Source organism: Roseimarinus sediminis, from assembly GCF_050433125.1.
Classification (GTDB): domain Bacteria; phylum Bacteroidota; class Bacteroidia; order Bacteroidales; family Prolixibacteraceae; genus Roseimarinus; species Roseimarinus sediminis.
The window spans coordinates 366202-386474 of the sequence record NZ_JBNPXV010000001.1 but is presented as its reverse complement, the minus strand read 5'-3'; the positions used below and the strand labels follow the sequence as shown (position 1 = coordinate 386474).

General features: G+C 44.2%; 19 protein-coding genes and 1 tRNA gene. 9 read left to right on the top strand and 11 right to left on the bottom strand.

Features of this window, described 5'->3' with window-relative positions; all coding sequences use genetic code 11:
- Positions 1 to 108: 108 nt before the first annotated feature.
- The gene (gene pepE / locus FHS86_RS01545) at positions 109 to 819 is read left to right on the top strand and encodes a dipeptidase PepE (protein WP_429410404.1); all 711 of its coding nucleotides are present in this window, start codon (positions 109 to 111) and stop codon (positions 817 to 819) included.
- A gap of 122 nt (positions 820 to 941) precedes the next feature.
- Positions 942 to 2528 (top strand): aspartate:alanine exchanger family transporter, encoded by a 1587-nt coding sequence (locus tag FHS86_RS01540; RefSeq protein ID WP_429410402.1) that lies wholly within the window; start codon positions 942 to 944, stop codon positions 2526 to 2528.
- A gap of 3 nt (positions 2529 to 2531) precedes the next feature.
- On the opposite strand, the gene FHS86_RS01535 is transcribed toward FHS86_RS01540, so the two are convergent.
- The 3 genes from FHS86_RS01535 to rbfA are packed head-to-tail and all read right to left on the bottom strand — an operon-like array spanning position 2532 to position 4915.
- Positions 2532 to 3752 (bottom strand): ABC transporter permease, encoded by a 1221-nt coding sequence (locus FHS86_RS01535; RefSeq protein WP_429410400.1) that lies wholly within the window; start codon positions 3750 to 3752, stop codon positions 2532 to 2534.
- The gene (locus FHS86_RS01530) at positions 3753 to 4565 is read right to left on the bottom strand and encodes a class I SAM-dependent methyltransferase (protein ID WP_429410398.1); all 813 of its coding nucleotides are present in this window, start codon (positions 4563 to 4565) and stop codon (positions 3753 to 3755) included. It lies immediately after the preceding gene.
- Between the two features lie 11 nt (positions 4566 to 4576).
- Positions 4577 to 4915 carry a 30S ribosome-binding factor RbfA gene (rbfA, locus tag FHS86_RS01525; protein WP_429410396.1) on the bottom strand — a complete coding sequence of 113 codons (339 nt, stop codon included), beginning with the start codon at positions 4913 to 4915 and terminating at the stop codon, positions 4577 to 4579.
- A gap of 136 nt (positions 4916 to 5051) precedes the next feature.
- Between rbfA and FHS86_RS01520 the strand changes: the two genes are divergently transcribed.
- The gene (locus tag FHS86_RS01520) at positions 5052 to 5915 is read left to right on the top strand and encodes a hypothetical protein (protein WP_429410394.1); all 864 of its coding nucleotides are present in this window, start codon (positions 5052 to 5054) and stop codon (positions 5913 to 5915) included.
- A gap of 1 nt (position 5916) precedes the next feature.
- Here FHS86_RS01520 and tdh read toward each other — a convergent pair whose 3' ends face one another.
- From tdh to FHS86_RS01500, 4 genes are all read right to left on the bottom strand, one after another.
- The gene (gene tdh, locus FHS86_RS01515; RefSeq protein WP_429410392.1) at positions 5917 to 6948 is read right to left on the bottom strand and encodes an L-threonine 3-dehydrogenase; all 1032 of its coding nucleotides are present in this window, start codon (positions 6946 to 6948) and stop codon (positions 5917 to 5919) included.
- Positions 6949 to 7085: 137 nt separating this feature from the next.
- Entirely contained in the window at positions 7086 to 8474 is a 1389-nt protein-coding gene (locus FHS86_RS01510) for a GH32 C-terminal domain-containing protein (RefSeq protein ID WP_429410390.1), read from the bottom strand.
- A 104-nt stretch (positions 8475 to 8578) separates the two neighbouring features.
- Entirely contained in the window at positions 8579 to 9241 is a 663-nt protein-coding gene (ung, locus tag FHS86_RS01505; protein ID WP_429410388.1) for a uracil-DNA glycosylase, read from the bottom strand.
- 80 nt (positions 9242 to 9321) lie between these two features.
- On the bottom strand, positions 9322 to 10791 hold the full coding sequence (locus FHS86_RS01500; RefSeq protein WP_429410387.1) for an aminotransferase class V-fold PLP-dependent enzyme: 1470 nt from the start codon (positions 10789 to 10791) through the stop codon (positions 9322 to 9324).
- Between the two features lie 217 nt (positions 10792 to 11008).
- On the opposite strand from FHS86_RS01500, the gene FHS86_RS01495 reads away from it, so the two are divergent.
- The 3 genes from FHS86_RS01495 (at position 11009) to FHS86_RS01485 (ending at position 13232) form a co-directional block, all read left to right on the top strand.
- The gene (locus FHS86_RS01495) at positions 11009 to 11410 is read left to right on the top strand and encodes a DUF1761 domain-containing protein (protein ID WP_429410386.1); all 402 of its coding nucleotides are present in this window, start codon (positions 11009 to 11011) and stop codon (positions 11408 to 11410) included.
- Positions 11411 to 11505: 95 nt separating this feature from the next.
- Positions 11506 to 12240: an HAD family hydrolase gene (locus FHS86_RS01490; protein WP_429410384.1), complete on the top strand. Its 735-nt coding sequence runs from the start codon at positions 11506 to 11508 to the stop codon at positions 12238 to 12240.
- 137 nt (positions 12241 to 12377) lie between these two features.
- Entirely contained in the window at positions 12378 to 13232 is an 855-nt protein-coding gene (locus FHS86_RS01485; RefSeq protein WP_429410382.1) for a hypothetical protein, read from the top strand.
- 117 nt (positions 13233 to 13349) lie between these two features.
- Here FHS86_RS01485 and FHS86_RS01480 read toward each other — a convergent pair.
- A tRNA-Phe gene (locus FHS86_RS01480) sits at positions 13350 to 13422 on the bottom strand.
- A gap of 58 nt (positions 13423 to 13480) precedes the next feature.
- Entirely contained in the window at positions 13481 to 15853 is a 2373-nt protein-coding gene (locus tag FHS86_RS01475) for a TonB-dependent receptor (RefSeq protein WP_429410380.1), read from the bottom strand.
- A 192-nt stretch (positions 15854 to 16045) separates the two neighbouring features.
- On the opposite strand from FHS86_RS01475, the gene FHS86_RS01470 reads away from it, so the two are divergent.
- On the top strand, positions 16046 to 17266 hold the full coding sequence (locus FHS86_RS01470; protein WP_429410378.1) for a M16 family metallopeptidase: 1221 nt from the start codon (positions 16046 to 16048) through the stop codon (positions 17264 to 17266).
- 1 nt (position 17267) lies between these two features.
- Positions 17268 to 17903, top strand: a complete 636-nt coding sequence (locus tag FHS86_RS01465) for an O-methyltransferase (protein WP_429410377.1) — start codon at positions 17268 to 17270, stop codon at positions 17901 to 17903.
- A gap of 18 nt (positions 17904 to 17921) precedes the next feature.
- Here FHS86_RS01465 and FHS86_RS01460 read toward each other — a convergent pair whose 3' ends face one another.
- Together FHS86_RS01460 and FHS86_RS01455 are read right to left on the bottom strand one after the other, a co-directional pair.
- On the bottom strand, positions 17922 to 18869 hold the full coding sequence (locus tag FHS86_RS01460) for a YihY/virulence factor BrkB family protein (RefSeq protein ID WP_429410375.1): 948 nt from the start codon (positions 18867 to 18869) through the stop codon (positions 17922 to 17924).
- A gap of 24 nt (positions 18870 to 18893) precedes the next feature.
- Positions 18894 to 19292 (bottom strand): DUF4783 domain-containing protein, encoded by a 399-nt coding sequence (locus tag FHS86_RS01455; protein ID WP_429410373.1) that lies wholly within the window; start codon positions 19290 to 19292, stop codon positions 18894 to 18896.
- Between the two features lie 487 nt (positions 19293 to 19779).
- Between FHS86_RS01455 and rlmH the strand changes: the two genes are divergently transcribed.
- Positions 19780 to 20253: a 23S rRNA (pseudouridine(1915)-N(3))-methyltransferase RlmH gene (gene rlmH, locus FHS86_RS01450; protein WP_429410371.1), complete on the top strand. Its 474-nt coding sequence runs from the start codon at positions 19780 to 19782 to the stop codon at positions 20251 to 20253.
- Positions 20254 to 20273: the final 20 nt, after the last annotated feature.

The window sequence follows — 20273 nt, the reverse complement described above, 5'->3', positions numbered from 1 at the left end:
AGGGGCCGGTCAAGCAAATTGAAGTTGATAAATATTGGATGAATGAGCGAAAGCATTGTTTCGAAAACAGGATGCCCTTATCTTTGTTCTTCATTAAAACCTTCAATTATGCGACTTTTGTTAATCAGCAATTCAACCATGGCCGGTGAGCCTTATCTCGATTATCCGAAATACGATATTCAGCAATTTCTGGGCAGTACGGCAGTCAAAGCCCTTTTCATTCCTTTTGCTGCGGTAACTTTTTCGTTCGACGAATACGAACGAAATGTAAATGAGCGTTTTAACGAAATAGGGCACCGCATTGTCAGCATTCATCACTTCGACGATCCGATGCAGGCTGTTGCCGACGCCGAAGCCATTGTAGTGGGCGGTGGCAATACCTGGCAGCTGGTCAGAATGATGCGCGACCAGGGACTCATCGAAGCCATCAGGGAAAAAGTTACAGCGGGTACACCTTATGTCGGCTGGAGTGCCGGATCGAATATTGCCTGCCCAAGCATCCGAACCACCAACGACATGCCCATTATCGACCCGCTCGGCTTCGATGTACTGAATCTGGTTCCGTTTCAAATCAATCCGCATTACCTCGATGCCAATCCCGAAGGCCATGCAGGCGAAACAAGAGAACAGCGCATCAGCGAATTCATCGAAATCAACCCCCAAATGCATGTGCTAGGCCTTCGCGAAGGAAGCATGCTCCTGCTCGAAAACAGCGCATTACATTTGCGTGGAAAACTTCCTGCCCGTTTGTTTAAGAAAGGAATTCGTCCTAAAGAGCTGAATGCGGGTGACGATTTATCGTTTTTGCTTACAACATAAATACTGGCATTTCCATGTTTTCTTTTGATTAAGAAATGGGGCTTATAAAAAATTGTTTTGCCGGGCCAATGACAAGCCTGTATTTAAAAACATAACTTTGCACAGTTTTTAAAACAATTGTCATGGGCCTTTTCAGCAACATCTATTTTTCTTTTTTTCTGATTGTTACCCTCGGGTTTCTTTTAGGCAGAATTAAAATTAAAGGAATATCGCTCGATGTATCGGCAGTAATTTTCATTGCGCTGGTTTTTGGGCATTATGGAGTGATTATTCCACACGACTTTCAGCAAATCGGGCTGGTTCTGTTTATTTTCACCATTGGCATCCAGGCCGGACCCGGTTTTTTCGATTCATTTAAAAAACATGGTAAAAACCTGGCCATTCTGGCAAGTACCTTAATCATTGTTGCCGGATTGACCACGCTGGGCGTTATTTATCTTTTCGACATTGATGCCAACATCGGCATTGGCTTACTCACAGGAGCACTGACCAGTACGCCCGGTCTGGCAGCAGCCATCGATACAACCGGTTCTCCACTGGCCTCAATCGGTTATGGGGTGGCTTATCCTTTTGGGGTGATCGGGGTCATTCTGTTTGTCAGTTTTCTTCCCAAATTAATGAAGACGAATGTGAAACAGGCCGAAAAAGAATACAATGAAGCCCTGAAATCTGATTTTCCTGAGATATTAAAAGCCAATTTCATCGTCGAAAATGAAAACGTAATCGATAAATCGATCAGCGATCTGCGCATCCGCTTTATGACCAAGGCCGTGGTTTCGCGGGTAATGCACGAAGGCGTGGCGGTAACACCCACTCCGCAAACCATTCTTCACAAAGGAGACATCATTAAAGCAGTTGGCGATCGTGAGGCGCTCAAACGCATCAGTTTGCTTATTGGCCATGAAACCGATGTTGAATTTCCGCTTTCAAAACAGTTCGATGTACGCAGAGTGCTTGTTACCAACAAGGAATATGTGAATAAAACCATTGGGGAGCTGAACCTGAATGAGAATTACGGAGCAACCATCACCCGCATTACCCGGGCAGGCATCAACATATCTCCATCGCCCGGTTCGCGCATTCATTTTGGCGACAAACTGATGATCGCCTGTGGTACCGAAAACATGAAGCAGGTGGTAAACATCTTCGGAAACGATGACCGCCGCCTGTCTGATACCGATTTTCTGCCCATCGCCATGGGCATCATTGCAGGGGTACTTATTGGAAAAATCAACCTTTCGTTTGGCAACTTCAATTTTAGCCCCGGCTTAACCGGTGGTGTATTATTCGCCGGCCTGATGCTGGGCCGCATTGGCAAAACAGGACCCATTTTATGGACCATGACCAGTGCCGCCAACCAGCTGATCAGACAATTCGGACTGCTGTTTTTCATGGCCGCCGTTGGAACTTCGGCAGGTGCCGAGCTGGTCGATATTTTTATGCAAAACGGTATCAATATGTTCATTGCAGGTGCCATTATCACCCTAGTTCCAATGATCGCAACCACCATTATTGCCCGTCTGTTTTTTAAAATCAACCTGCTCAGTATGCTGGGTGCCCTCACCGGCAGTATGACCAGCACACCGGGCTTGGCGGCTGTAGATACCATGACCAAAACCAATGCACCTTCGGAGGCTTATGCCACGGTTTATCCGCTGGCCATGGTATTGTTAATTATTGTTGTTCAGATTATTGGCGCCATATTTTAGGCCCTATTCTTCGTTGATCCGGAAGAATCGGCGCGGCAGAAGTTTAACGGGCAGCCATGAAGCAATCGATCCGATGAGCAAAACGGTAATGGCAATCACGATCAGACTTGGAATTCTCACGTCGACCGGGTAATATTCAACAGCAAAATTTCCGGGAAATTTCAGCCAGCCAAAATGAATCTGGCCATAGCAGATTAAAATACCAAGTACGAGTCCGATAAGGGCTCCGATGGTTGAAACCAGCATTCCTTCGTATAAAAATATTTTTCCCAGTCGCTTTTTGGTAAGCCCCAGGCTAATCAGGATGTTGATGTCTTTCTTCTTGTCGAGTATCAGCATCGAAATAGAACTGGCGAGGTTGAACGAGGCAATGATGAGGATGAATGAAAGGGTTAGAAAGATGAAGAATCGTTCACTTTGTGCCACGCGATAATACGATTCGTGTTGTTGATAACGGTTCTGGACCAAAAATTCGTCGCCCAGTAAATGCTGAATTTTCTTCTGAAATTTCTTCACATCCACTCCTTCGGCAAGTCCCAACTCCACCGAGCTTACCGTGCCGTCCATGTCAAGCAGGTCGCGGGCCATGTGCAGTGGAATTAAGGCATACTGATCGTCTACTTCCTGTTGGCCAACGGCATAAATTCCTCCCAGGTACACATGTTGCTGCCGGAAAGGATTTAACAAGACCGAAGAAGTCCGTCCTTTTCGGGGAACCGAAATATGAATGGGACGGATAAAATTGACTGCCACTCCCAGGTTGTATGCCAGTCCCCTGCCAATGATGGTGTAGTCGAAATTGCCATCGTTAAGCAGCAGATCGCCATCGTACATTACTTCACCAACGCCACTCATTTCGAGGTACTCATCTTCAACCCCCTTGATACGGGCAATGTATTGCTGGCCTTCGAAGCGGAAATGAGCAATTTCTTCGGCCACTTCGCAAAAGTGAATGACCGATTCGTCGTTTTTAATCTGCTCGAAGAGGGCATTATTCGGATCGAACTGTTTCCCTTCGTTCAGTGTAATTTTAATTTCAGGATCGAAAAAACTGAAGAACGATTTGATGAGTACATCGAGCCCGTTGAAAATCGATAAGACCACCACCAGCGCCGTAGTGCCAACCACTACTCCAAGCATGGCAATTCCTGAAATGATGTTCACCACATTTCGCGACTTCTTTGAAAGAAGGTATCGGCGGGCTATGTAAAGTGGAAAATTCAATTATTTGAATGCTGTAACGATTAATCCTGTACCGGTACGATGTTCAATTTTCAGATCGAGCCAGTTCAACAGGGCACTCACCGGAAAGGTAAGCAGATAATAAAACGGCAGGACAACAAAGAATATTTTACTTACTCCCAGTAGTTTGATGGGATATTTCATCGAAAGGCGCCACGACAGGCTGCCAGGCTTTCCGTACTGATAACGGGCATAAATCTCTCTGAATCCGGCACTTCGGAGCTTTTCCTTAATTTCTTCGATATTGTATCCGTCGCGTACATGCTCATCGATAAAGCCCGACACTTCGTCGCCTTCGTGATCGTGTGCATCGGAGCCCCCCTGATCCGAAGGGGTCGATATCAGCAACATGCCGTTTTCCTTCATCGAGCTGTAGAAATTGCGAAAAACCTGCACATCTTCTTCGATGTGTTCCATTACATCGACAGAAAGCACCAGATCGTAGGTCGAGGGCTCATCAAAGCGCGTAAGATCAGCTACTTCGAAGACCACCCGCTCGTTTCGCCCGATGCGCCCGAAAAAACCATTGCAATCGGCTACCTGTTCTTCCTTTACATCAACAGCCTTTATGCGGGCCTGCCTGAACAGGTTCGACATGCGGTAGGTGTACTGTCCAAAGCCTGAGCCGGCATCGAGGATATGCGGTTTTTCCGGATTGTTCCAACGTTTCAGCTCACGACGAATGTGCCACGAACGCAGCAGCAAAAGGTCAAGCAAACGGTAAAACAAGCGACGTAAACTGGTTGATTTATTGAAAACGGAGCCAAGGCTTCGCTTGATGGGATCGTATTGCATTTTTACAGAAGTTAGTTGTTGAGGGCCTTTTCAATGTTATCAATGTAATCGAGGCTATCGTCAAGATAGAAACTCAACTCCGGAATTACCCTGAGTTGCTTTCCTACTTTTCGACCCAGTTCGCCCCGAACCTGGCCCGCCAGTTGCTTAATCAGTTCCAGTGTTACCTCAGCATCCTCCGAAGGAAAAATACTCAGGTAGACTTTGGCCACCGACATGTCTTTCGAAACCCTTACTACGGTTACCGAGATCATTTTACCCCGGAACGATTCCCTGCTTTGCTGCTGAAAAAACGAAGCCAGCTCTTTTTGTATTAATCTTGAAACTTTATTTTGTCGTATCGAATACATCTTACTAATTTAAAAACAAGACAAAGTTAGCGATTTCTAATGAATTGAACAGGAAAAAATATTTCGTACAGGAACTTGCAAGCAGGTGCCAATTTTTGTGTGGAACGAAACTTGTGAGTGCTTATCAAAAACAAAGATGAAGGCACTATTCTACCTACTGCTGTTGCTTCCATTGATGGGCAAAAGCCAAATGAACAGGAAAATCGATGTCGAAGGTTTCGAAGCACAAACAGTAAAGTTGAGTATTGAACCCGCTTATGATCTATACGGGCTAAGAATTGATCTGATCAGGCAAAGCAAAAAAGTTGCCGTGAACGATTCGACCCAAAAAGCGATTGATGTTCAAAACCGCCTGGTTGGTTTTGCTATTGGAGAATTCCTGTTTGCTGACCTGAATTTCAACCTCTCCATCAGGGTCGATAAACTGCTGAAACTTCAGCACGGTACTGACTTTCATCTGGAAGAATCGACTTACCCAAACCGCCGTTCCGATTATACCTACTACCAAATGAAAGATGGTGTTTTATCAACAAAAGCCAGAAAAAGGGCGCGCTACCGCGAACAGTTTAATGTTCAACAAACTGGCGACACGCTGGCATCCTCTTACAAAAGGTGGCCGCAATTTAAAATTATTGAAAATGAAGAAGGGCTGTTTATGAAAAATGGTTGGAGTTGGCACGACCGCATTTTCAGGCATGGTCCCAACCATTATTCCACATCGAAAAGACCCAAATGGGGCGATCACTTTTATCTGGAAAACGGACAAATCCACCTCGACAAAACATTCATCATTACCACCCATCCTGCCGGAAATGCCATCGAGATCCATCACTGGAGAGGAAAAAAGCTGTACAAACCAATCTACACGATACGCTACAACCAAGAAGAGATTATTGTATACGATCGCCGGCAGAGAGGCCTGCTTATCCGTTATCAGGCAGACAAGGTGGAAGTATTCAATAAACGACACCTGTTGGCGCGCTATCTCCTCAGCAATTAACTCAGGACTCCCAGTCGAGTATGATTTTTCCGCAGTTTCCTTCTTCCATAATGTCGAAGGCTTTTTGAAAATCGTCGGCCTTCATCCGGTGGGTGATAATGGGTGAAATATCGAGGCCACGGGTCAGCATCATCTCCATCTGGTACCAGGTTTCAAACATTTCACGGCCATAAATTCCTTTAATGGTAAGCCCTTTAAAGATCACCTTGTTCCAGTCGACGGTGGTATTTGGCGGCAGAATGCCCAGCAGGGAAACTTTTCCTCCGTTGTACATGTAGTTGATGAGTTGATTAAAGGCCACCGACGAGCCCGAGCATTCGAGCCCGATGTCGAAACCGGCCATCATGCCCATGCGCCCCATGGCCTCTTCGAATGATTCCTTTGATGGATCGATCACCTGATCGGCACCCAGTTTCAGGGCCAATTCACGTCGGTAAGTACTCAGGTCGGTCCCCATCACATTGCGTGCTCCGGCAAATTTGCAAATGGCAGCGGCCATGGAGCCAATGGGGCCACCAATTCCGGTAATCAGAACGTCTTCGCCCACCAACGGAAATGAAAGTGCCGTATGACAGGCATTTCCAAGCGGATCCATGATCGATACAATTTCATCGGGAATGCGCTGATCGACCTTAATTACATTGCTGACCGGTACCGATACATATTCGGCAAAGCCGCCATTGCGCTGCACACCAATTCCCACGGTGTGATCACAGATGTGCATACGCCCCCGCCGGCAGTTGCGACAGTGCCCACAGGCAATGTGCCCTTCGGCCGTTACGCGTTCACCAATTTTATATTGATTGACTTCTGACCCCAGCTCAACAATTTCGCCCACATACTCATGGCCGATGATCAAAGGAGGATGAATGGTTTTTTGCGCCCAGTCGTCCCATTTATAAATGTGCAGATCGGTTCCACAAATGGCCGATTTTCTAATTTTTAAAAGCACTTCATTGGCACCCACAACAGGCATGGGAACATCTTCCATCCAAAGCCCCCGCTCGGGTTTTCTTTTGACTATCGCCTTCATTTGCATTCAGAGTTTTGATCGGTTTCGGGCAAAAGTGTTCAGTTTAGCTAAAAGCAAAAACGAAATGAAACACTTCAGCTCTTGCAGTGCAAGTTCTGAAGATTCGTTTTTTTAAAACATGATATTCATTGGTGATTTTACTGTTGCTTCCAAACAGAATTGAGCGGATGTACCTTCATCCATTTCACCATGATCTCACCTCCGGTGGTGAACAACTCATACCCGGTGGCTTCGGGCGATGGAGCGATGGCTTCGCTGAAAACATAACGACCACCATCGAGGTACACTTCAAGCATCGAACGGTCGATAAGCAGCTCAATTTCGATACTGTTACCTTTCATTTCGTAGGGTATCTGGGCATTCATTACCGTAATAATCTGTTTCTTGGCATTGTAGCTTACTTCAATGCCCTGATTATTCCTTCCGCTTCTGATTAAAAAACCAAACCGGTCACTATTGAGATTTTCAATAAGGGCTTTCAGGTGAAACTCAGATCCTTTAATTCGCTTCAAAATATTGTTCTTTAAACCCGGATATACTTTCTCATCTTCCCATGAATATTCTTTACCAAACAGTGAGGTGATTTCGCTTAAAGGCTCCACAAAAAGTTCGATTCCCGAATTCAACTCACGCAGGGCAAGCTTTGCAGGAAAAGTTAACTGACCATTGGCCGCCATGTCGGCATGTTGTTCGCTTTGAACATTCAGCATGGCCACATGGCGCTGCTTTGCTTTGTCATAAAAAACTACTGTACTGCCGGTATTACTTCCGTTATTCAGCATTTTTACCGAGGTTTCGAGTTCGAAATTTTCTCCGTCGAACTGCCCGATAATGTAGGTTCCTTTTTCGGTAAACAGTACCCAGCGGGTATTATCGGCTTTACGGTCGACAGGCAATTCAATCATTTGAGGAAAGCCATAGTTGTAATTGAATTGATTGATCTCATCCCAGCGGCTTCCATCATCAGAGCGCATAATGTGCATGCTTTTTTCAGGCCGGTTGTAAACAAACATGATCCACTTTTGAGTTGGCTCATGCCAAAAAACATAAGGTTCGCATTGTTTGAACTGCTCTGTACCAACTGTTTTTACTTCAGCATTCCACACAAAACCATCGCTTCCCGATGTTTTCACAATTCCTTCATCCCAGCGGTTCATCCAGGCGCTGAGCTCACCATCGATGGTTTGCATGCTTCCCCACCAGGGAACAAGGTGCATCGAATCGCTGATGCCTTCGACTTGCTCGAACACCAGTTCGTGTTGCTTCCAGTGCAATAAGTCCTTGCTTGTTGCATGCCCCGTGTTGAAATAAGCATCCATCAGATTATGTGGATTGTATTGGAAATAAAGATGATACACCGAGTCGATCAGAACCACCGACAAGGGATTTCCCATTTTGTTCAGCACCGGCGAAAAATGGTACTGACTTCGGTAGTTTTCATTGTACTTTTGTAATTCCTCTTTCTTTTTTGAAAAGCTGCTTGCAGCAAGTAGTAAAAATAGTATCAACAGGTACAGGTGCTTCATGGGTCTATATTGATGGGTTGAATGATGGCAAATATAATTGAAAAGCTGATGATCCCTTAGGGTAAGTCATCTTAATACGGAGTTTTCCGTTTATCAGGTCACGCTCACCACACAATGGGCTCAGCACCATTTGCTCTGAGATATTCATTGGTCAGACTAAAATGATTGTTGCCGAAAAAACCGCGACTTGCTGAAAGTGGCGAAGGATGAACCGATTTCAAAATCAGGTGCTTTTGAGAATCGATCATGGCACCTTTGCGCTGGGCATAAGCACCCCATAACAGGAATACAAGATGGCTGTGTTTTTCAGATACTGCGCGTATCACTGCATCGGTAAAAGTCTCCCAACCCTTGTTCTGATGCGAACCAGGTGAGTGTGCGCGTACCGTAAGCGTTGCATTGAGCAGCAATACGCCCTGGGTGGCCCAGCGGCTGAGATCTCCGCTTTCGGGTAGCTTCGTTCCCAGGTCGTTGTTTATTTCCTTGAAGATGTTTCGGAGCGAAGGTGGAAATGCAATTCCTTCGCGCACCGAAAAGCATAGTCCGTGTGCCTGCCCCGGACCGTGATACGGATCCTGACCAATAATGACCACCCTGGTTTTTTCAAAGGGACAAAGATTAAAGGCATTGAAAATCTCATTTCCAGGAGGAAAAACAGGATGTTTTTGATACTCCTGTTTCACAAATGAAGCTAAGTGCTGAAAATAGGCCTGATCAAACTCATCGGCCAGTACCTCTTTCCATGAGGGTTCAATTTTTACATCCATGCTATCACTCTTTTGCTGAAAAAAATGCTTGTCGAAAGACTACAAATGTAAAAATTTGCTGTAAGCAATACAGAAAATAATCAATCGAAAGTCATCCATTCTTCGATCGAGGATGCACCAAACTGTTCATTTTTATGCACAAAGTGATTTTCCCGGCGTTCATAAGTATAATCGGCTGCATATTCTTCGTGCCTGGCAACAATGTCTTTCAGGGCTTTAATCATCAGCGCTACTTCGGCATTGGTGGTGGTAGGATGCAACGACCAGCGAACCCAGCCTGGCTTTACCGAATGATCGCCACTGTTGATTTGCTGCGTGATCAGGTCCGACTGGTCTTCACTCATTTCGAGCAGAAAATGACCATAGGTTCCGGCACAGGCACATCCTCCACGTGTTTGAATGCCATAGCGATCGTTCAGTAATTTCACAAACAGGTTGTAATGCAGACCTTCCATGTAAAAAGAGATCACGCCCAGCCGGTCGCGACGCTCGTTGGCCAGCACCTTTATTTCGGGTATGGTGTCGAGCCCCTCGAAAGCGAGCTGGAGTAATTCTTCCTCACGTCGTCTGATATTTTCAATCCCCATTTGGTCCTTTAAGCTGAAGCAAAGCGCCGTCTTGATACTTTGCAGGAAACCCGGTGTTCCGCCATCCTCTCTGGTTTCGATGTTATCGACATATTTGTAGCGCCCCCAGGGGTTGGTCCAGTCGACGGTTCCTCCACCAGGATTATCGGGCGCCTCATTTTTGTACATCGAAGCATCGAAGATCAAAACCCCCGAAGCCCCGGGTCCGCCCAGAAATTTATGTGGTGAAAACAACACGGCATCGAGTTTTTCCCGTTGATCATCGGGGTGCATATCAATTGCGTCGTAGGGAGCCGAAGCGGCATAATCGACAAAAATTACTCCTCCATATTCGTGCATTACCTTTGCCAGCTCGTGAATTGGTGTTCGAATGCCGGTAACGTTGGAGCAGGCGGTGAAGGATCCGATCTTGAACTCACGATCTTCGTATTTCTGAAGTTCGGTCCGCAATATTTCAGGATCGACCAGCAGGTTTTCGCCCGGAGGAAGCACTACCACATCGGCATTGGTTTCGTACCACGAGGTTTGGTTTGAATGATGTTCCATGTGGGTAAGGAAGACCACCGGCTTTTTGCGATCCATCTGACACGATTTATGGCTTACCCGTCCACAGTATTTCAAACCTAGAATGCGCTGAAATTTGTTGATCACCGCCGTCATTCCAAAACCGGCAGTAATGATGACATCGTTGGGGCCTGCATTAACATGCTTCTTTATATATTCATGTGACCAGCGATAGGCCAGCGTCATACGGGTACCGGTTTCCGAAGTCTCGGTGTGTGTATTGCCTACAAAGGGACCCAGCTCCCTGCTCAGTTTTTCTTCTATCGGACCATACAAGCGACCACTTGCAATCCAATCGAAATAAACGATGTTGCGCTCGCCAACAGGAGATTGAAAACGGGCATCAATACCAATTATTTTATCTCTGAATTTCGAAAAATACTGCTCCAGTTCCTGCATAAGAATAAAAATGAATTACAAATTAATGGCCTTTCCTCTTAAAAAACACTTAAAAATATCACTATTAATGTAACAAAGTACTTTTTGGTGCCAGAATACTCCCAAATGGTGACACAGGTCACAATGCCAAAACAGTTTGCTAACAACCCACACTGAGTATGCCTTCAACCTTTATCGGTCACATTATGTTACTTATTCAATTACAAAACATTATAATATGGAATTTCATGTTAATTTTTGGGCAGTAGCTGCAGCAACTCTTGCTGCCATGTTCACAGGCAGTTTATGGTATGGCCCTGTTTTAGGAAAGCAGTGGATGAAAGAAAACAATTTCACAGCAGAACAGTTGCGTGCAGCTGGCCCCATGTGGAAACCAATTGTGGTAACCCTTGTTATGTACCTCATTGCTTCATTCGGCTTAAGCATGTATCTGGGACAAGAACCAGGCATTGCCATGGGAGCCTTTGCCGGCTTTGCCACTGCCTTCTTCTGGATTGGCACTTCGAAGTTCAACAATGTAACCTACGAAGGTCAGAGCAAAAAGCTATGGCTCATCCACTTTGGTTACGATGTGTTGGTTTACACTGTTATGGGCATCATCATTGGCGCCATTCAGTAAGCATTGAATTAACGAATGTTTATCAATTTCTGGTTTCAAGTGCACAAACCAGCTAAATTGGCATGCATTCTTACTTTTGCAGAAAATTTAGCGCCATGCAGGAAAAATCGATCGTACAAGCTATTAATCAATACAAACAACAACTCAGACAATCATTCAACTTAAAGGCAGTCTTCTTTGACATGGACGGGGTTCTTTTCGATTCAATGCCCCTGCATGCCGAAGCCTGGTTGAAAACCTTCAGTGCTTACGGCCTCCATCTTTCAGCTGAAGAACCTTATATGAATGAAGGCAGCACCGCACAATATACGGTGAAACGAATGTTTCAAAAATACCTCAACAAGGAAGCATCGGACGACCTTGCTGAAGCCATCAAGCAAAAAAAGCACGATTACATGGCGCTGCTTCCACAGCCCGAAATTATACAAGCAATGCCTTTATTGCTGCAAAACATCGCCGGCAGCGGTATCGATTGCTGGGTGGTTACCGGATCGGGGCAGGCAATTTTGATTGACCGCCTGGAGAAGGAATTTCATCCCGCACTAAAAAGAGAGAAAATGATTACTGCCAACGATGTTAAAAAGGGAAAACCCGATCCGGAACCTTACCTGATGGCCATGAAAAAATCGGGCTACGGTCTGCATCAATCACTGGTAGTTGAAAATGCTCCATTGGGAGTTCGTTCGGCTAAAGCGGCCGGCTTGTTTACCATTGCCATCAACACCGGCCCAATTAACGAAAGCCATTTATGGGATGCCGGTGCCGATTTGGTCTTTGCCTCAAGCAATGAATTAGAACACCACTGGACGCTCATTCATCAAAGCTTTTAGGCCCGACGTCAAAAACTCCGGCCTTCTGTTAAACTTAACGATGTCTTTCTGACTTTTTATTACAGCTTCCATCGTAAATTGTATTGCAATTAAAGGGTAGCGAACAATTTACAGGGCCAATTCAGAAAATCATCGCAATGAAAAAAACCATAAGCACCATACTGGTAACAGTTTTGCTTTCAACAGCAGTCTTTTCAGCCGAAGGATTTGATCTCACCCGAAAATGGATATCATTGTACTATGGAATTAAGGATGTTACTTCGGAGCATCCCGGATCGGCCCAACAGCTCGATTTCCTCGATCATATCTATTATCAGGACAACCAGGCCGATTACAATTATTTTGAAATCGCCTCAAAACTTGAGTTTGAATCGAAATATCAGCTTGAAACCAACTTTACCCTGAACTACAAACTGGTTCCCTACAATTACAACATTTCGTTCAACTACCGTTTAAACCGCAATCTTGGACTGATGGTTGGTTCGATGTCGAGTCGATACTATCTCACCGAATTCAATCAATATTACAGCCGCACCAATAGCGGTGAGGTGAAGACCAGTCCGATAAGCCGTGATTGGGATTTTTCGATGGCAACAGCCTATCTTGCACCTAATTTCCAGGCCAAATACAAAACAATGGAACTTTTTGTAGCGCTTCAGGCAGGCCTTGGTTCTTTTTTGCCTTTCGAGCAACAAAACCTTGTCAAAACCTCCAATACCGATTCAAAGGTGGTTTACGATTATGAAACCAAATTAAGCTTTTCGCCTTTTATTATGCCAACCCTTGAGCTGAACTTCGATTTTCTGAATTACAACAGTGCCATCATCGGAGGAAGGGTGAGGGTACGTCATTTTATCACCCAGAATTCAATCAATTACGAAGAAACTTCATACAATTACAACGATACCAACTTTAAAAGCCAGTCGATTGAAACACCCACACGCGATTTCATGCAAACCGATATCGATTTTGGATTTTTTGTCCGCTGGTAATAAAGTGCAAATAAAAGTCTGTATACGATCAGAAAATCAGGTGGGAAGAACCGGCTTCGATGCAGAAGCTTAAATTTGGGAAACAAAAAAGACGATCTGATGATCGTCTTTTTTAGGTGGTGCCACCAGGAATCGAACCGGGGACACACGGATTTTCAGTCCGTTGCTCTACCAACTGAGCTATGGCACCTTTTTCGTTGAGCGATGCAAATATATTATTTATTTTTTATCTTCCAAACCCTGCGCCATCAGAAGTTAATCCGATATAAAAACATCGGGAAAAAAGCTTGTTGATACACATAATCAATGTCCTTTTTCGTCGTATTATAAAATACCGAATACACATTTTTGTGATTGGTCATGTTGGTCAAATCAAGGGCCCACTCCTGAGTAATGTGTTTCCCGTTCATTTTGAAAGCAAAACGCGTATCAAGCCTGAAGTAGGGCGCCCCCTTTGCAGAATAAGCCTTTGAATGATCGTACACCGTACGGTTTTCTTCTCTCGATTGATAAAGATCGATGTGCAGGGTACGCTTTCCACCTGACCATACCAGGCGCATATTCATATCGATAGACGCCTTAGCACTCAAGCGAAGTTCATAACCACCCAGCGCATTCACGATGTAGTTGGTGTTGAACTCGGTATTTCGCCAAATGTTATCACTTGGCTTATAATTTGAATCGAAAAGCGAGGCTGTAAGCAGGTAATAGTAATTGTCCTTCAAAAAACGTTCAATGGTAAATTCAGTACCGTAATTACGTGTATACCCTCTGTTAACAAGGTTTTCTATTCTTTCCTGATGAAAAGTATTGCCAGCATTTACCATCGAAAAATAACTGCTGTTTGCCGTCACCGGCACATGATAAACGTGCTGATAATAGGTCTCAATTTTTACTTTCAGATAGTTATTTACCATCTGATCGTAAGCAGCCACAAAATGATGTGCCTTGGTGAATTTTAGCGCACTGTTACTCAGCGAATATTCTCCGCTTTCTTCGTTATAACTTTCGGTAAAATAAACATAAAGCGGCTGTACTTGTGAATGGTGACCGTAGGCGATACTGATTTTAGTACTTCGGTCCAATTCATAACTCAGGCTTAAACGCGGATCGACAGCCATGGTGTTGTTGTAGAAAAAATGCTGGTAATGCAAGCCGCCGTACCAGGTGGTTTGCTCGTTCATACGGTACTGCCACTCCCCAAACAGCTGGGCCAGCATTAAAGATTTTTCTCTGGTATTCAGCTGTTTCACATAGCCATCAATTGGCGGGTCGAACACCTCTCCTGTAATGCTGTCGGCATAGTTAATGGCAAAATTCTGAACTTCAATTCCTGCTTTAAAGGTATTTTGGGCATCGAGTTTTCGGGTGTATTTCGAGGTAAAACCAATGCGGTATTCATGGTTGTTTTCGCCATAGAAGATTTTAGATGGAAGCGACTGAAAAACAGTATCAATCGATGTGGACACTTCCTGAAAAGTGACTGAAAGTGTAGAATAAATATTCGACTGCTGATCGGGGAAGTAACGATGGGTTAAACCTGCAACTCCCATCGAAGATCCATTGATGGTGCGCACATCGTTGCTGGTGTCATAGGAGGTTCCTCCTTCGGTATTTTCATCTTCAAAAACGATATTGCTATTGCCTCCAATGCCAAATACCGAGAAAGTCCCTTTATTTTCGGTTGGCAGATAGAATTTAAAAGTGAGATCCTGGTATTCGGGAACAGCTCCGTCGGCCACATCAAAACCCAGTTTATCCATTACGCTTAAAACCGAATACCGGTAGTTGAACATGTACGACGAGCCCCTTTCTTTTGAAAGCGGCCCTTCGGCTCCCAGCTCAACACCGTTAAAACCTATCTGCCCGGTGAACTCATGTTGTTCATTGTTTCCATTGCGCATTTTCAAATCGAAAACCCCCGAAAGGGCATTTCCAAATTCGGCAGGAAAAGCTCCGGTAAAAAAATCGGAATTGGTGAGTACATTGTTGTTGAGTATACTCACTGGTCCGCCAGTCGATCCAAGGGCTCCGAAATGATTGGGATTAGGAATGGAAATCCCTTCGAGCTTCCATAGCAGGCCCTGGGGCGAGTTTCCCCTGATGATGATGTCGTTGCGGCTGTCGTTGGCAGTAATTACTCCGGCAAAATTTGCGGCCATTCTTGATGGATCGCCCATGCTGCCTGCATAGCGTTCGGTTTCCTTCACCGAAAACGACCGAACACTCAGCGCCGCCATTTTGTTGTGTGTTTCACCGGGTTTTAATGCAGTAACCAATACTTCTTCCACTTCCAGCACCTCTTCGGTAAGTTCAAGTTCCAGCAGTTTCTCTTTTCCTGAGTTGACTTCGAGATTAACTAATTCGAAAGCTTCATAACCCATATAAGTAACCACAAGCCGATACCGGCCAATGGGCACATTTACCAGTGAAAAAGCTCCATTTTCATCACTCATGGTTCCCAGGTTGGTACCCGTTTCTGATATCAATGCAATATTTGCACCCGGCAATGAAACCTTCGAAGCCTTATCAAGCACAACTCCCCTGACGTTCTGGCGATATTGCGCAAAACTGCCAATAAACAGAAAACAAAATAATAAAAGCAGATAAATACGATTCATGGTCAACAGGTCAGGATTGTTTATTATTTTGATAAATATATGCTAACAAATTTATTGCTTTTTTAAGCCATAAAAAATACAAAGCAAAAACAAAGTTCTACCCTGAAAGTATAAAGACCATTGTTTTCATGAAGAGTTGCCATGAAATGCTATTATTTTCCTACTTTTGCACTCTTTTTTATAAGTAAACACATGGAATATCAGACGTTTTCGTTAAAAAACGGGATTAAAGTAATTCATCAGCCTGTTGATTCACCGGTCGCTCATTTTGGCATTATCATGAATACCGGTTCGCGCGATGAGCAGGATGCAGAACAGGGGCTTGCCCATTTTATCGAACACACCATATTTAAGGGAACTAAAAAACGCAAATCGTTTCAGGTGATCAACCGCCTTGAAGATGTTGGAGGCGAACTCAATGCCTACACCACCAAAGAAGAAACAGCCATCTTTGCCACTTTCCTCAGTGAATTTTACACGCGGGTGATTGAACTTATTAGCGACATTGTGATCAATGCCAGTTTTCCTGAAAAGGAAATCAGCATGGAGAAAGAGGTCATTATTGAAGAAATTAACTCATACAACGATTCACCGTCGGAACTTATTTACGACGAATTCGAAGAGCTGGTCTTCGACGGACATCCGATTGCACGCAACATACTGGGTACTCCCAAAAAAGTTCGCTCGTTTAATCGCAAAGCGATAGAAGCTTTTATCCGTCGTAATTACCACACCCACGAGCTGGTGATTTGTTCGGTGGGCAAAATCAATCCGCTGCGCTTTAAAAAGACAGTGGCCAACTATTTTGAACAAATGACAGAAAAGCGGGACGAAAGGATCAGGATTCCCTTTAGCGGCTACCGGCCGAAGCGTCTCGAAATAAGCAAAGACACCTTCCAGTCGCACTGCATTGTTGGCACTGAATCTTACCAGCTCGATCATCCGCAGCGTCTTCCCATGGTATTGCTGAGCAATATACTGGGAGGCAATTCGATGAACTCTCGTCTGAACATGTCGCTGCGTGAAAAAAACGGCCTGGTCTATTCAGTCGAAGCCAACTATACTCCTTACACCGACACCGGCATTTTCATGGTTTATTTTGGCACCGAGCGCAACAACCTGTACAAGGCACTGGCTTTGGTCGAAAGTGAATTTAAAACACTGCGAAACAAGAAACTGGGACCTCAAATGCTGGCCAAGGCAAAAAAACAGCTCATTGGTCAACTCGCCATTGCCAATGAAAACCGCGAAGACCTGATGCTTACACTGGGACGCAGCTATCTCTATTTTAACAAAGTTGATTCGCTCGCTGAGGTTTTTCAGAAAATCGATCAGATTACGGCCGAAGACCTGTATGCCATTGCCAATGAAACGCTTGATGAAGCCAATCTTTCGAAATTAATTTTCCTGTAATATGGAACATTCGTTTGAACTGCAACAGTACCTTGAAAGTCATATCGAGCCCAGAGAAGATTTTCTGGTTGAACTGGAAAGAGAAACCCATCTGACCTGCATTCATCCCCGCATGCTATCGGGTCACCTTCAGGGAAAAATTCTGAACATGCTTTGCCGGATGATCCATCCGCAAAGAGTCCTTGAACTGGGCACCTACACGGCTTATTCAACCATCAGCATGGCCCTTGCCCTCAACGACAAGGCACTGATTCACACCATTGAACTACATGACGAACAGGAAGGCATCATTCGTAAATACCTTCATAAATCGGGCATGAACAGCAGGGTAATCTGTCATTTTGGAGATGCCATCAACCTTATTCCCACCATCGACGAAGTTTTTGACCTGGTCTTCATCGATGCCGACAAGCGGCAATACAGCGAATATTATCAGCTGGTTTTCGATAAAGTACGCAGTGGAGGCTACCTTATTGCCGACAATACACTTTGGGATGGGAAAGTCACCAATAGCGAATTGTCTGATTCACAAACTCAGGGAATTATCAACTTTAATCGACTGGTAAAAAACGACTCGAGGGTAGAACAGGTGATTCTTCCTTTCAGGGACGGCATGTCGCTCATCCGAAAAAAATAAGGATTTTACACGAAGCTGTCAATCCTTACCCAGCTGGGTTAAGTGAATTCGGCGGGCCGCCACAATTCCAACATTCAGCTCAAAACCCATGATGATGGCCAGACAGTTCAGATAAATCATCATCATTACAACAGGCAGGGTTCCAATTGAACCGTAGAGGGCATTAAACTGCCCGAAGTTGTCGATATAAAAACCAAAACCCACGGTAATAATAATCGACAGAAAAGTAGCCAGTGTAGCTCCTGCCGAAATGAACCGGTATTTGCTTTTTCGGGCGGGCCCCAGATAAAAGAGAAAAGAATAGGCAAAATAAAATACGGCCAAAATAACCACCCACTTTCCTATCGAAACCATGTAATAAGTAAAATCCTGCTGCATAAACTCTTTTTCGACCATGAAGTTCATCAGGCGCTGGGTAATGGTAATCAAGGTAATGCCCAGCGTAATAAGTAAGGAAAGGATGAAAACAAGCGCCACGGCAATGGCTCTTTGCATCAGCCAGCTGCGCGTGTCGCTGATATTCACCGAGGCGTTAAACGACTGAATAAGCGATACGATTCCGTTGGTGCTGAATATAACAGCCATAATAAAACCGATGGAAAGAAAACCACCATGTTTGATGGTAATAATATCGATAATTATTTTTTCGATGGCTGCATAACTGCTTTCAGGTACAATCGATTCGATGAGCAACAACAGTTCTTCCTGAAAATTGGCAATCGGAATAATAGGAATAAGGGTAAACAGGAAAATAATAGCAGGGAAGAGTGCCAGAATTAAACTAAAGGCCACAGCTGAAGCACGGCGGTTAATGTCCCCGTCGCGAAGTCCCTTGAAAAAAAAGAGGGCTACATTGTAAACAGGAACATGGTCGAAACCTGGAAACGAAACCCGCTTCGCCTTATTTATGTAAGGAACCGCCATCCTTAGCAGTTTCTTTTCCTGTGACTTACGAATAATGCGCATGCAATATGCTTTGCTCTGAGGTGATTATTTTGACTGTCGTTCGATTCGCAACTGATGAATATAGGCCTTACCGTTTACTTCCTTCAGCAAAAAATAAACCCTGAATTTATCGCCTTTAACCTGCAAATTTCCAATGGCATAACTCGAATTATCCTTTCCACCTTCGTGGATCAGACTAAAATTCTGAGGAGGATATTTTTTGAAAAAATCATTCAGTACCTGTTGTGCATGTGAGCGGCTGTAAACATTCTCGGTTTCCAAAACCACCAATTCAACATTCTGACTAAAGTATTTTGACAGGCTGGCGGCATTGCCTGTTTTCAGACTCACAATAATATCGTCGGGAACCTGCGCCATGGCAGTATTTCCCATCAGGCACAAAGAAAAAAACAAGAATAAGATATGTTTCATTTTACCAGACATGTCGAATTTTTTAATGCTGAATTTACAGCTAAATTAGCTAAAAATTAAAATTTTATTCCAAAACCTTTTTTAATATCCCAATTAAGTTCGTTTCCCCTATCTACAAATAGCATGCAAATTATAAGCTTTAAGCAATTCATAAGGCTTTTCTTGTCAGTAAGATCCCTTTTATTTACAAACAGGATCAGCTGATATTTCTGCTATAAAACAATCAGGTGGAAGCAAGCAATAATATTTTGTAAATTCACCCGATGAATCAAAACAAACAGAATTCAAAAGGATCGGTCCCCGATGGGAAAATGAATTTACAAGCCGTTTTGAATCCTGAGATGATGCGGCAAAAGTAGAAAACAGGCATGGCAAGACCTAATTAAAAGGAAAGGATCTGTCGATTGATGGAAGCAGGCTCCACGAGGCCCCAACAATGGGCACTAAGCCCGGCAACAGAATTCAACAGATAATCAACAACATAAAACATAGCACACACGTGAAAATCACTTTACTTCTTATTGGTAAAACCGAAGCAGAATACCTTCGTAAAGGAATTGAAGAATATCAAAACAGATTAAAGCACTATCTATCTTTTCATATTCAGGTAATACCTGCTTTGAAAAACACAAAAAACCTGTCGGAACAACAACAAAAACAAAAGGAAGGAACCCTGATAATTGAGCAGCTTGCCGGCGCCGATCAGGTCATCCTGCTCGATGAAAACGGGAAAAGTTATCATTCGCTTGGTTTTGCATCCTTTATAGAAAAGAAAATGATTGCCGGAACGCGCAGCATGGTTTTTGTTGTTGGAGGTCCTTATGGTTTTTCCGACGAAGTGATACAAAAAGCGCAAGGCAAACTATCACTTTCAAAAATGACTTTTTCACACCAGATGGTGAGATTGATATTTGCCGAGCAACTTTATCGTGCCATGACCATCATCAAAGGAGAACCTTATCATCATCAATAAAGCCACATTGAACAACTAAC

What these genes read in the sequence shown, in the direction of transcription:
- pepE (WP_429410404.1), top strand. Translation starts at nt 109, where the DNA reads ATGCGACTTTTGTTAATCAGCAATTCAACCATGGCCGGTGAGCCTTAT.
- FHS86_RS01540 (WP_429410402.1), top strand. Translation starts at nt 942, where the DNA reads ATGGGCCTTTTCAGCAACATCTATTTTTCTTTTTTTCTGATTGTTACC.
- FHS86_RS01530 (WP_429410398.1), bottom strand. Translation starts at nt 4,565, where the DNA reads ATGCAATACGATCCCATCAAGCGAAGCCTTGGCTCCGTTTTCAATAAA.
- rbfA (WP_429410396.1), bottom strand. Translation starts at nt 4,915, where the DNA reads ATGTATTCGATACGACAAAATAAAGTTTCAAGATTAATACAAAAAGAG.
- FHS86_RS01520 (WP_429410394.1), top strand. Translation starts at nt 5,052, where the DNA reads ATGAAGGCACTATTCTACCTACTGCTGTTGCTTCCATTGATGGGCAAA.
- tdh (WP_429410392.1), bottom strand. Translation starts at nt 6,948, where the DNA reads ATGAAGGCGATAGTCAAAAGAAAACCCGAGCGGGGGCTTTGGATGGAA.
- FHS86_RS01510 (WP_429410390.1), bottom strand. Translation starts at nt 8,474, where the DNA reads ATGAAGCACCTGTACCTGTTGATACTATTTTTACTACTTGCTGCAAGC.
- ung (WP_429410388.1), bottom strand. Translation starts at nt 9,241, where the DNA reads ATGGATGTAAAAATTGAACCCTCATGGAAAGAGGTACTGGCCGATGAG.
- FHS86_RS01500 (WP_429410387.1), bottom strand. Translation starts at nt 10,791, where the DNA reads ATGCAGGAACTGGAGCAGTATTTTTCGAAATTCAGAGATAAAATAATT.
- FHS86_RS01495 (WP_429410386.1), top strand. Translation starts at nt 11,009, where the DNA reads ATGGAATTTCATGTTAATTTTTGGGCAGTAGCTGCAGCAACTCTTGCT.
- FHS86_RS01490 (WP_429410384.1), top strand. Translation starts at nt 11,506, where the DNA reads ATGCAGGAAAAATCGATCGTACAAGCTATTAATCAATACAAACAACAA.
- FHS86_RS01485 (WP_429410382.1), top strand. Translation starts at nt 12,378, where the DNA reads ATGAAAAAAACCATAAGCACCATACTGGTAACAGTTTTGCTTTCAACA.
- FHS86_RS01475 (WP_429410380.1), bottom strand. Translation starts at nt 15,853, where the DNA reads ATGAATCGTATTTATCTGCTTTTATTATTTTGTTTTCTGTTTATTGGC.
- FHS86_RS01470 (WP_429410378.1), top strand. Translation starts at nt 16,046, where the DNA reads ATGGAATATCAGACGTTTTCGTTAAAAAACGGGATTAAAGTAATTCAT.
- FHS86_RS01465 (WP_429410377.1), top strand. Translation starts at nt 17,268, where the DNA reads ATGGAACATTCGTTTGAACTGCAACAGTACCTTGAAAGTCATATCGAG.
- FHS86_RS01460 (WP_429410375.1), bottom strand. Translation starts at nt 18,869, where the DNA reads ATGCGCATTATTCGTAAGTCACAGGAAAAGAAACTGCTAAGGATGGCG.
- FHS86_RS01455 (WP_429410373.1), bottom strand. Translation starts at nt 19,292, where the DNA reads ATGTCTGGTAAAATGAAACATATCTTATTCTTGTTTTTTTCTTTGTGC.